This window comes from Sphingobium limneticum, assembly GCF_008710155.1.
Lineage (GTDB): Bacteria > Pseudomonadota > Alphaproteobacteria > Sphingomonadales > Sphingomonadaceae > Sphingobium > Sphingobium limneticum.
This window is the reverse complement of record NZ_VYPZ01000049.1, coordinates 1-11,732: the sequence shown is the minus strand read 5'-3', so window position 1 is coordinate 11,732 and position 11,732 is coordinate 1. Positions and strand designations below refer to the sequence as shown.

Genomic DNA, 11,732 nt, shown 5'->3' with positions numbered 1-11,732 from the left:
CCTCGCAAAGGACTGGGAAGCGACCATCGCCTCTTCAACCGCCTGGGCTATGATCGCTTCTATCCGCATGCTCATCCGCAGAACCGCAAGGTATTGCTACGCCTGAGAAACTTTTGAATCGGGCTCTAAGATAGAACCGATCTCGCATCAGGCTCAATCCTCCCCGTCGCTGATAAGCCCGGCATGATGCCGTCGGCGCATTTCAAATGAATTCGCAAGCGCAGCCCTGCGACGTGCTGCAAATCATTCTCTGGGGAAAAGGGGAACCTAATGTTGAAGAAACTGATTGGCAGGACGATTTCGGATGCTGTCCTTGCTGCCTTGAACAAATCGCTGGCGATCATCGAATTTGATCCGACCGGCAACATTCTTACCGCGAACGAGAACTTTCTAGCCGCTCTGGGCTACGAGGCCCGCGAACTTGCCGGCCAGCATCATCGCATGTTCGTGGAACCTGCCTATGCCAAAAGTGGCGATTACGTCGCGTTCTGGCAAAAGCTCGGCCGGGGAGAATTCGACTCCGCCGAATACAAGCGGATCGGCAAGGGCGGGCGCGAGGTCTGGATTCAGGCAACCTATAACCCGGTTCTCTCGGCCTCCGGAAAGGTCATCAAGGTGGTGAAGTTCGCCACCGACACTACCGCTGCCAAGCTGAAGGCCGCCGACGATGCTGGCAAGCTCGCCGCCATATCACGCGCCCAGGCCGTGATTGAATTCACGGTGGATGGCGAAATCCTGACGGCCAACGAGAATTTCCTTTCGACGCTCGGCTACGATCTGAGCGAGGTCAAGGGCCGCCATCACCGCATGTTTGTCGAACCGGCCTATGCTCAGAGCGCCGTGTATGTGGAATTCTGGCGGCGCTTGCAGCGTGGCGAATTCATAGCCGAAGAATTCAAGCGCATCGGCAAGGGCGGGCGGGAGGTCTGGATTCAGGCATCCTATAATCCGATCTTCGATCCGGACGGCCGCGTGATGAAGGTAGTCAAGTTCGCCACCGATATTACCGGCCGGGTCCATGCGGTGACGGAGATCGGCGCGGGCCTTGGCAATGTTGCGGCCGGCAACCTGGCGTGTGAGATTGCGCAACCCTTTATTCCGGCGCTCGACAAGCTGCGGCTCGATTTCAACAATTCCGTCGAGACCCTGCGCAGCGCCTTGCAGACGGTAGATCAAAACGCCTCGTCCATTGATGGCGCGGCCGGAGAGGTAAGTTCGGCCGCCGGCGATCTGGCGAGACGCACCGAACAGCAGGCCGCATCCGTCGAGGAAACCGCTGCTGCACTCAATGAGATTACAGTGACCGTCGAGAACTCGGCCAAGCGGGCAGAGGAAGCCGGCAGCGTCGTGATGCGAACCAGGGCCAGCGCCGAGAGATCGGGCCAGGTTGTGCAACAGGCCGTTGCCACCATGGCCGAAATCGAGCGTTCAGCGCGCGAGATCGGCAATATCACCGACATGATGGATGAGATCGCCTTTCAGACGAACTTGCTGGCGCTCAATGCCGGTGTCGAAGCTGCCCGCGCTGGCGATGCCGGCAAGGGCTTCGCTGTCGTCGCCCAGGAGGTCCGCGAGCTGGCCCAACGCTCGGCCAAGGCCGCCAAGGAAATCAAGGCGCTCATTGCCAAGTCTGAAAATGAGGTCAAATCCGGCGTGGCGCTCGTAGGCGAAACGGGCACGGCGCTGCAAACCATCATCGGTGACGTGCAGGAGATCAGCGGGCATGTCCTCGCCATCGTGGAAGCCTCGCGCGAACAGTCAACGGCACTTTCCGAGATCAACACGGCTGTCAGCACGATCGACCAGGGCACGCAACAAAACGCCGCAATGGTTGAAGAAACATCGGCCGCCAGCGTGAGCCTTGCCGATCAGGCCGAACAGTTGAAAGCACTTCTCGCAACCTTCCAGCTCGGTCAGGAAGTGGCAGCCAAGGCAAAGCCCGCCGCCCCTCAACCGGCACGCAGGACTATGGAAAAACAAACCCCTTCCGCACCGCCTCGGTTGCGGCTCGCCACCCAAGGGTCGGCGGCCATGGCGACACGCTCGGACGATTGGCAGGAATTCTAGGAGCCTGCGCCGTGATCAGCTTCCACCCCCTCCCCTTGGACACCAGCGCCACGACACCGCATGAGCACTTCATGCAAACCGTCGAACGGTTCATCATGGGTGTGACCGAGAAGCTGTGCCGGCTGGAAAACGAGAATGTTGAGCCGGGGCAGGAAGAGGCTTTCCGGCATAGCAAAACACTCATTCTCGCGGAGTTGGATAAGCTCGACGGAATGCTGGCGTCCTATCGCGCCGGCAATCCCCAACAGCTTCTCGATGCACTCAGGATCGTTGCGGATATGGCTGTGTCACGCAGTCTCCCGCCAAGCTCGGTTTAAGGGCCGGGAACGATCATGAGGCCATCCGTACTTGCCCGCGCCGTCCGTGAGGAAGTCGAGTGCCAAATTAAAGCCATGCGGGACAACCGCGATGCTTAATCACGTTGAAATAACATTCTGCCTAAGTGGAGAAAAACCGCGTTCTACGTAAGGCGGATGCCTCGGGGCCATCATAGATGATGACAGTAGTTGGATGTATAGTCGAATATCATAACCTTTGGCTGGTTCTGCTGGCCGCGCTGCTCTGCGTCAGCGGCTCATGGGTGACGGCGCGGTTGTTCCTGCGGATGGCCGGCACGGTAGGCGGCCAGCGATATGGCTGGCTGTTCATGACCGCGCTCGCGGCCGGGGTTGCGATCTGGTGTACGCATTTCGTCGCCATGCTCGGCTATGACGCCGGCGTGCCGATCGGCTTCGACCCGGTGATGACGGTCGTTTCGCTGCTCATCGCCGTTGTGGGCAGCACGATCGGCTTCATGCTTGCCGGAAGTCGCTGGGCGCGTTTCACACCCGCCCTTGGCGGGGCTATCGTCGGCCTCGCGATCGCGGCCATGCACTACACCGGCATGATGGCCTACCGGGTGCAGGGCATCGTGACTTGGGACAGGCCCTATCTGGTCGCTTCCATCGTGCTTTCGGTCGCTCTGTCGGCTCTGGCGCTGCATCTTGCCATGCGTCCAGGCCGGCACCCTGCCACCCTCATGGCCGGCGTGCTCGCCGTGGCGATCGTCGCGCTGCACTTCACCGGCATGACCGCATTCCGCGTCCAACCGCTGCTGGTGAATGGCTCGTTTTCCAACCCTGAAGCCTTACAGACGCTCGCCATCGCTATCGCGGCCATGTCCTTCGTCATCGTCGGGGCCGGGCTGGTCAGTTATCTGATCGATGACAACGCGCGGGCGGATTCGATCGAACGGCTGCGCCGCCTGGCGATGAACGACACACTCACCGGCCTGCCGAACCGCGCCAACTACAACGAACGCCTCGACCTTGAAATGTCGCGGGCACGCGAAAGCAAGGGCAGGCTGGCCCTGATCGGTATCGACCTCAACCGCTTCAAGGAGATCAACGACCAGCGCGGCCATAACGCCGGCGACGAAGTGTTGCGCGTGCTCGGCCAGCGCATCAAGGGTCTGCTACGCGAGGATGACGGCGAATTTGTCGCCAGAACCGGCGGTGATGAATTCTCGGCCCTTTACCGCATGGACGATGCAGATGGTATTTCCGACTTGCTCGCCCGTCTTGAGGAAGCCCTGTTCAAGCCGATCCAGTTCGATGGCGCGGAGATCGTACCGGGCGCGAGCTTTGGCGTGGCGGTCTTCCCCGACGACGCCACCGACAGGGAAAGTTTCATCAACAATGCCGACCTTGCCATGTATCGAGCGAAAGCTGATCCGCTGCGCAATATCTGCTTTTATGAAGCGGGAATGGATGAGAAGATAAAAGCGCGTCGATCGTTGGCCGCCGATCTGCGCCACGCGATCGCCCGCAATGAACTATCGCTGCATTATCAGGTTCAGACGGCGGTCTCGACGGGCGAGATACGCGGTTATGAAGCACTGCTACGTTGGGAGCATCCGCAGCTAGGCCCGATCGGCCCGACCGAGTTCATCCCTCTGGCTGAAGAAAACGGCCTTATCCTGCCAATCGGGGAATGGGTACTGCGAACCGCCTGCTTGCAAGCGGCCACCTGGGTGCAAGCCTACAAAGTCGCGGTGAATCTGTCGGCCGTGCAGTTCGTCCATGCCGATCTACCCCGCATCGTCATGGAGATTCTGGTTCAGACCGGTTTGCCCCCCGAACGACTGGAACTCGAGCTGACGGAATCGACGATCTTCGCGGACAGGGAACGCGCGTTGCATATGCTGCGGCAGATAAAGGGTCTCGGTGTTTCCATCGCGCTCGATGATTTCGGGATCGGTTATTCCTCGCTCGACACGTTGCGTGCTTTCCCCTTCGACAAAATCAAGATCGACCGTTCTTTCTTCTCGTCCACGGTTGCCAATCCGCAGACGACTGCAATCATTCGAGCCGTGCTGGCGCTCGGCAAGACATTCGGCATTCCGGTTTCTGCGGAAGGCATCGAAACCTACGATCAGCTTTCTATGCTGAACGCTGAAGGGTGCGAAGAAGCGCAAGGCTTCTTGCTCGGTCACCCTGCTGCTCTTGCCGATATTGTCAGTGCTGGACAGATCGCGGTGGCGGGCGAGAATCGGGAACCGAAAGAATTTTCCACGCCAGAAGCGCTGAAGCAGAGACTTCAAAACCGATGACCGATAGCGGAGGGACATTCCAGAAAGTGAGCATCGCTATGCGCAAAGCTCCTGCACCGCCGGCCGTGACCGAAGCCTTTGTGGGGCCAGACACCATCATGCACATCGCGATTTCTCGTCTCGCCCGATTCGTCGCCGTGCCGCGAGACAACCCGGAACTGCTACGGGCGCAATTCACCGCACTCTCGCGTATGATTCCGCTGATGTACTTGATACTCGTGGCCAATGCCGGGGTGCTTGCCATTGTCTATTTCGGCAGCGCGCCGATCTGGCTGACAGCCTATATGGGGTCACTGCACGAAAGTGACATTTACGTACGCTAGATCCGAACGAACAGCGAACGGCACCGGTACTAACGTCGGAAGGGAATGACGACAGCCTGATCGAGGAAAGCGCCCATGCCCTCTTCGTCGACGGCCTGACGAAAAGCGGCATAAGCGGCATCGTCGGTTGCGAACATGTCATCCCAGACCGTGGAGGTCCCGTGCTCGTTCTCGACTTCGAGCGACCATCCCGACTCATTCTCCAGCCTGATGATGTTGACCATTACCCTGACGCCCTGCTCGTCGACGATGCCGGACAGGCTCGAAGTGACAATGTTGGGGTCGCGTTCGTCCATCAGTTTTGCCTCATGTTCTGTCCGCTGCGTTGGCAGTGGTGCGTTCAAGCGCCTTGTAGAGCGCGGTTTTCCCAACCTTGAGACGGGTAGCGGCTTCACGAACGGTCAGGCCTGCAGCGATATGATCGCGTGCCTTGCGCAACTTGTCGGGCGTGATGACGGGGCGCCGACCGCCAAGGCTTCCTCGTTCACGCGCTGCTTTCAATCCGGCGTTGGTACGTTCGCGGATCAGGTCGCGTTCAAATTGAGCCAGCGATCCGAAGATGTTGAACACCAGCATTCCGCCTGAGGTGGTGGTATCGATCTGCTCGGTAAGCGAGCGGAAGCCCACGTCGCGCGCGGCGAGCTCACCAACCGTATCGATCAGGTGGCTCATCGAGCGGCCGAGCCGGTCCAGCTTCCAGACTACCAAGGTGTCGCCGGCGCGCAGATAGGCAAGCGCTTCGGCGAGACCCGGTCGATCGGTCTTCGCGCCGGACGCATGGTCGTCGAAGATGCGCTCGCATCCGGTTGCCGTCAGCGCATCGTGCTGGAGTGTCAGCTTCTGATCGCCCGTCGAAACCCGGGCATAGCCGATCAATGCCACGTACCGTCCTGATCTGTCCGTTTTCCCATTGATTTGCATTCTTGTCCGAATCGCCATCGCGGGTCCAGAGTTGACGGACATATTCCTGCTGTCCGCCAGAGGACCGTCTGACGGACACGCAAAGCGAAGGAGATGATGCTTGGCGAGACGGCGACTGGTGAGCCTGGAAATCTGGGCGAGGCATTATGGCGCGCCGCTCGATGAGCGCGAGATCGCGCGTCATTATACGCTGACCAGCGACGACCTGGAAATTGTCGGCCGCCGTCGCGGCGATGCCACCCGGCTCGGCTATGCGATGCTCATGCTATATATGAGATGGCCTGGCCGTGCGCTGGAAGCGGGCGAAGTCCCGCCCGCTCCTGTGCTCGCCTATGTGGCGCAGCAACTCGGCGTCGCGCCGGCAGCCTTCGCGGATTATGCCCATCGGGACCAGACCCGTCGCGAGCATCTCGTCGAAATCCGACGATCGCACGGGTTCAGGATTTTTGACCGCAACGCTTTCCGTGAAGTTGTCGCCTTCTCGGTCCCAATCGCGCAGACCATCATACACCCCGGCCAGATGGCAGACGTCATCGTCGATGAACTCCGGCGCCTGCAGATCCTCCTGCCTTCTCCGTCGATTCTCGAAGCGGTGCTGCGGCGGGCGCGCCAGCAAGCCGAACAGCTTACCTATGAAGTGCTCACGAATGGCCTGCTGCCTGACACCCTTCAGGGCCTGGACGATTTGCTGGCCCGACGACCGGGGCAGGTCGCGACATGGCTATCCTGGATGCGCAATGCGCCACAATCGCCGGCAGCGCGCAACATCCTGCGCCTGATCGAACGGCTCGCCTATATCCGCGCGCTGGGCCTCGATCGCGCCCGTGCCGACATGATCCCGGCTTTGACTTTTGACAGGCTGGCGGACGAAGGCAGCCGCATCACACCCCAGCACCTTGGCGAACTCAATGCCCTGCGCCGCCATGCGACGCTGGCGGCAACCGGCATCCGGCTTGAGGAAAGCCTGACCGACGCCACCCTGACGATGTTCGACAAGCTGTTGGGCAGCATGGCGCGCCGCGCCGAGAACCGGACCCGCGACAAAGCCCTCAAGACGGTGCGCGAGTTGCAAGGCCACCTCCGGACGCTCACGGGGTCTTGCCGCCTCCTCATCGACGCGCGCAGCAAGGGCGTGGATTCTCTGGCGCAGATCGAGGCGCTGGACTGGCAGCACTTCGCCGTGGCCGTCGAGCAGGCCGAAGTGCTCGGGCGACCGGAAACCGTCGATCGCACCGCCGAATTGATCGAGCGGCATCGGACGGTGAAGCTCTTTGTCGGCGCTTTTCTCAACGCCTTCGAGTTTCGCGGCGCCGGCGCGGTTCAGGGGCTCCTGTCAGCGCTGGCCATCATCGCGGAGCTATATCGGACCGGCAAACGGCGCTTGCCTGATCGCGTGCCGCTACGCTTTGTGCCGCCCGCATGGCGCCCGTTCGTCCTGCGGGATGGCATCGTTGATCGTGCCGCTTATGAACTATGCGCCTTGTCGCAACTACGCGAGCGGTTGCGAGCCGGGGATATATGGGTCGCGGGAAGCCGGCAGTTTCGCGATTTCGACAGCTATCTCATACCGCCGGCGACCTTTGCGGCGCTGCGCGAGAAGGGGCCGTTGCCGCTCGCCATCGAAACGGATTTCGAGCGCCATATCGAGGAACGGCGCACCAGGCTCGACACGGCGATCGAGCAGGTAACGGTCCTTGCACGGCAAGGGGAGCTGCCCCAGGTTAAGCTTGACGAAAACGGTCTCATCATCTCGCCGCTGAAGGCGGCAACACCGCCCGCCACCGAGATTGCCCGTCGCGCCGCCTATGATCGACTGCCGCGCGTGAAGATCACCGATCTTCTGCTGGAGGTCGATGCCTGGACCGGGTTCAGCGAATGCTTCATCCATCGTCGTTCGGGCCGGGAAGCCGACGATCGCAATGCGCTGCTCACGGTCATCCTCGCCGATGGCATCAATCTCGGCCTCACACGCATGGCGGAAACCTGCCGGGGCGCAAGTCTGCGTCAGCTCGCCCATCTTCACGACTGGCACATCAGCGAAGCCGCCTATGGCGAAGCGTTGGGAAGGCTGATCGACGCCCATCGCGCCATGCCGCTCGCCGCGCTGTGGGGAGACGGCACCACTTCGTCGAGCGACGGACAGCAATTTCATGCCGGGGGCCGTGGGGCCGCGATCGGCGACATCAACGCGCGCAGCGGCAACGAACCAGGCGTTGCCTTCTACACCCATGTCTCGGATCGATATGACCCCTTCGCAAGTCGGGTGATCGCGGCGACCGCTGGCGAAGCGCCCTATGTGCTGGATGGCTTGCTGTATCACCAGACCGGCCTGACGATCGAGGAGCACTACACCGATACGGGCGGGGCATCGGACCATGTGTTCGGCCTCATGCCCTTCTTCGGCTACCGCTTCGCGCCGCGCCTGCGCGACATCAAGGAGCGTCGTTTACACCTCCTTCCCGGCCAAGAATCCGGCCCCTTGCTTGCCGGCATGACGGCCGAACCGATCGCATTGGGTCATGTCGCGGCGCATTGGGACGAACTGCTGCGGTTCGCCACGTCGATCCGCACCGGCACCGTCACTGCTTCGGCAATGCTGCGCCGCTTGTCCGCCTATCCGCGACAGAACGGACTGGCCCTCGCACTACGCGAGCTGGGCCGCCTCGAACGCTCCATTTTCATGCTCGACTGGCTGCGCGACATCGACCTGCGCCGGCGCACCCAGGCGGGCCTCAACAAAGGCGAAGCCCGCAACGCGCTCGCCCGCGCGCTCTTCTTCAACCAGCTCGGCGAACTGCGCGATCGTCGGTTCGAGAACCAGACCTATCGCGCCTCCGGCCTCAACCTGCTCGTCGCCGCCATCATCTTGTGGAACACTCGCTATCTCGAAATGGCGCTGGCGGACATCGGCACAGCCGACGAAATCGCACGCCACATCGCGCCATTGGGCTGGGAGCATATCTCGCTGACCGGTGACTATAGCTGGAATGTTGAAGATCAACCCGATCCGGACGCCTTGCGACCGCTGCGCGCCGTCAACTCCCTACTTGCCGCGTGACGTTCGCTATCCGTTCGCCCTTTCCGTGCAGATACGTCACTTTCGTGTAGTCACCCCAATCTCGGCCTGTCGCGCATGGCCGCCGCGAGCCAGGGCGTCACGCGCGATCAACTCCTATGGACCCATGACGCCTATATCCGCGACGAGAGCTACCGCGCGGCGCTCGCCGTCCTCATCAACGCGCACCACCGCCTGCCATTCTCGCGGGTATGGGGCGACGGCACAACGTCCAGTTCCGATGGTCAGTTCTTCAGGGGCGCGAAGCGCGGCGCATCGGGCGGCGACATCAACGCCCGCTATGGCGTCGATCATGGCTTCAGCTTCTACACCCATGTTTCCGATCAGCGCGGGCCCTACCACGTCAATGTGATCTCGGCCGCCACGCATGAAGCGCCCTATGTCCTCGACGGCCTCATCAGCCATGGCACCGATCTCAGGATCGTCGAGCATTACACCGACACCGGCGGAGCGACCGATCATGTCTTCGCCCTGTGCGCGATGCTGGGATTTCGCTTCTGCCCGCGCCTGCGCGACTTTCCGGACAGGCGGCTTGCGCCGATCGCGCCGGTTTCGGCCTATCCGTCCATCGCCCCGTTGTTGGGCAAGCGTATCCGCACCGACATCATCAATGAACAATGGGACGACGTGCTGCGCCTCGTGGGGTCGATCAAGGCTGGCCACGTCGCGCCGTCGGTCATGCTGCGAAAGCTCGCCGCCTACGAACGGCAGAACCAGCTCGACGTCGCGCTACAGGAGATCGGCAAGATCGAACGGACCCTGTTCATGCTGGACTGGCTTGAAAATCCCGATCTGCGCCGGCGATGCCATGCCGGCCTTAACAACAGCGAGCAGCGCCATGCCCTGACGCAAGCGATCTACACCTTCCGCCAGGGCCGCATCATCGACCGCAGCCATGAAGCTCAACAATATCGGGCATCAGGCCTCAACCTAGTCATCGCGGCGATCGTCTATTGGAACACGATCTACATGGCCGACGCCGCCCAGCATCTGCGATCGGCAGCGGCCCCGGTCCCCGATGATCTGCTTGTCCATACGTCGCCGGTTGGCTGGGAGCATATTGCCTTTTCCGGCGATTTCCTCTGGGATCGAGCCGCCGCTTCCGCTGGCCGCAAGGCCCTCAATCTTCCGCCGGACAGCCGCGCCGCCTAAGCGTTCCTCGGTTGTTCTCCCTTAGCGTTGTTTAGCGTACCTTCCACGCTATGCCCTCCCAAGGGCGAGAATGCCCGCATCACCGCCCGCCATCGCGCCAGGTTCGGCCCGGTCCATGTCCTCGATCCGTTCGGGGTGACGGGCATCCCCTCGGCCGCGTTCAATCCGCTCGATCGCTTCGACCCTGCCGGCCTCGATCTCGCCGACGATGCTATGACGCTGGCCGATGCGCTGGTCTATGACGCCCCCGGCGAAGCCGGCGAGGCGCATTGGAACGAGGAAGCCAAGGCACTGATCGCCGGCATCCTCCTGTGGGTGGCCTGCGACCCGGAATCGCAAGGGACAGACCGCACGCTGGAAGCCCTGCGCGACTGCCTCACCTTCGCGCCCGACAATTTCCAAAGGATGCTGCGGGAAATGTCCCGCAGCACGCAGGCGCGCGGTCTGATCGCGCGCGCCGCCAACCGCCACCTGGGCAAGTCCGACCGCGAGGCGGCCGGCGTGCTGTCAGCCGCGCAGCGCCATACCCATTTTCTCGACAGCCCGCGCATGTCGGCCGTGTTGGGAAAATCGGATTTCACCTTTGCCGATGTGAAGGCGCAGCCCACCACCGTCTATCTGGTGCTGCCGCCCGATCGGCTCGCCACCTATGCGCGCTGGCTGCGCCTGATGCTGGCGCAAGGTCTGACCGATCTCGCGCGCGCCCCGGCCTCCCCTGCCCGCCCGGTGCTGTTCCTGCTCGATGAATTTGCCGCGCTCGGCCGTCTCGAACCCGTCGAGCGCGCTATGGGCCTGATGGCCGGCTACGGCATCCAGCTCTGGCCGATCTTGCAGGACGTCCACCAGCTCCGCGCGCTCTACGAGCACCGCGCCGGCACTTTCCTGTCGAACGCCGGCGTGCTGCAGGTGTTCGGCGTCAACGATCACGACAGCGCCAAGCTCGTCTCCGATCTGCTCGGCCAGGAAACGGTGGTATTCGAGACCATGAGCCGCGCGATCGACAGCGAGGAAACCGGCATATCCTTCGGCGTCCAGCATGTCGCGCGGCCCCTGCTCACGCCGGATGAAGTCCGCACGCTGCGCGAGGATTTGCAGCTCCTGTTCCTCGCGGGGCAACGGCCGATCGTCGCCGCCAAGCTCAAATACTATGCCGATCGCGAGTTCGCAGGCCGCTTCGACAAGGCGTGAGGCCGTTTAAACGGCCGCGAGGATCTCGCGCCGGAAAAATCGGCCCGTCCTGGGAAGCCCGTAGAGCGCCGTAGGCGGTTCCGACGCCCGAAACCCTATCCGACGCCTGGAATGAAGCTGGGCGGACCGGAAATCGCGCCCGTCGCGAGGTTTCCGCCTGCCCTCCCCTCTCGGATGGATCGCCGCGCTATCCGCCTGGCTTCCTTGGAAAGCCAATTGCGACGGTGCGGCTGGGCGCGAAGCTGGATGGCTGGGCGCAATGGTTCGCCAAATCCCACACACTAACAAGGCCCAGTCGGCCCGAAGCTGCGATTTTGGCCAGGTTGAAGAACGAACACTGAACGCTTGATTGATTCTACCAGGACCGTTGCTGACCACCGACCTCGTAGATATCGGCTTCCATGGAGCAATTGTA

7 protein-coding genes and 3 pseudogenes are annotated in these 11,732 nt (G+C 62.0%); 8 read left to right on the top strand and 2 right to left on the bottom strand.

All coding sequences use genetic code 11. The features are described from left to right. From F4U94_RS23140 to F4U94_RS23120, 5 genes and pseudogenes are all read left to right on the top strand, one after another. Positions 1–106, top strand: a pseudogene (locus F4U94_RS23140) (IS5/IS1182 family transposase); the annotation flags it as partial. A 164-nt stretch (positions 107–270) separates the two neighbouring features. Continuing rightward, on the top strand, positions 271–2,067 hold the full coding sequence (locus F4U94_RS25415; protein WP_150412331.1) for a methyl-accepting chemotaxis protein: 1,797 nt from the start codon (positions 271–273) through the stop codon (positions 2,065–2,067). Between the two features lie 11 nt (positions 2,068–2,078). After that, on the top strand, positions 2,079–2,384 hold the full coding sequence (locus tag F4U94_RS23130) for a hypothetical protein (protein ID WP_150412330.1): 306 nt from the start codon (positions 2,079–2,081) through the stop codon (positions 2,382–2,384). A 176-nt stretch (positions 2,385–2,560) separates the two neighbouring features. Next, the gene (locus F4U94_RS23125; RefSeq protein WP_150412329.1) at positions 2,561–4,657 is read left to right on the top strand and encodes a putative bifunctional diguanylate cyclase/phosphodiesterase; all 2,097 of its coding nucleotides are present in this window, start codon (positions 2,561–2,563) and stop codon (positions 4,655–4,657) included. Beyond that, positions 4,654–4,980: a hypothetical protein gene (locus F4U94_RS23120; protein WP_150412328.1), complete on the top strand. Its 327-nt coding sequence runs from the start codon at positions 4,654–4,656 to the stop codon at positions 4,978–4,980. The genes F4U94_RS23125 and F4U94_RS23120 overlap by 4 nt, the downstream gene beginning before the upstream one ends. Before the next feature lie 29 nt (positions 4,981–5,009). Here the strand turns inward: F4U94_RS23120 and F4U94_RS23115 are convergent, their stop codons facing one another. Further along, positions 5,010–5,276 (bottom strand): hypothetical protein, encoded by a 267-nt coding sequence (locus F4U94_RS23115; protein ID WP_150412327.1) that lies wholly within the window; start codon positions 5,274–5,276, stop codon positions 5,010–5,012. Between the two features lie 10 nt (positions 5,277–5,286). Further along, positions 5,287–5,862 (bottom strand): recombinase family protein, encoded by a 576-nt coding sequence (locus F4U94_RS23110; protein ID WP_150412326.1) that lies wholly within the window; start codon positions 5,860–5,862, stop codon positions 5,287–5,289. A 139-nt stretch (positions 5,863–6,001) separates the two neighbouring features. Here F4U94_RS23110 and F4U94_RS23105 point away from each other — a divergent pair, with 139 nt between their 5' ends. The 3 genes and pseudogenes from F4U94_RS23105 to F4U94_RS23095 all read left to right on the top strand — a co-directional run. Beyond that, positions 6,002–8,959, top strand: a complete 2,958-nt coding sequence (locus F4U94_RS23105; RefSeq protein ID WP_031286087.1) for a Tn3 family transposase — start codon at positions 6,002–6,004, stop codon at positions 8,957–8,959. A gap of 57 nt (positions 8,960–9,016) precedes the next feature. After that, a pseudogene (locus F4U94_RS23100) lies at positions 9,017–10,129 on the top strand (Tn3 family transposase); the annotation flags it as partial. A gap of 54 nt (positions 10,130–10,183) precedes the next feature. Continuing rightward, positions 10,184–11,317 (top strand): annotated as a pseudogene (locus F4U94_RS23095) (type IV secretory system conjugative DNA transfer family protein); the annotation flags it as partial. Between the last annotated feature and the right edge of the window lie 415 nt (positions 11,318–11,732).

Bases quoted from the DNA above. Each gene is read 5' to 3' on its own strand.
- F4U94_RS23115 (WP_150412327.1), bottom strand. From the start codon at position 5,276: ATGGACGAACGCGACCCCAACATTGTCACTTCGAGCCTGTCCGGCATC.
- F4U94_RS25415 (WP_150412331.1), top strand. From the start codon at position 271: ATGTTGAAGAAACTGATTGGCAGGACGATTTCGGATGCTGTCCTTGCT.
- F4U94_RS23125 (WP_150412329.1), top strand. From the start codon at position 2,561: ATGATGACAGTAGTTGGATGTATAGTCGAATATCATAACCTTTGGCTG.
- F4U94_RS23120 (WP_150412328.1), top strand. From the start codon at position 4,654: ATGACCGATAGCGGAGGGACATTCCAGAAAGTGAGCATCGCTATGCGC.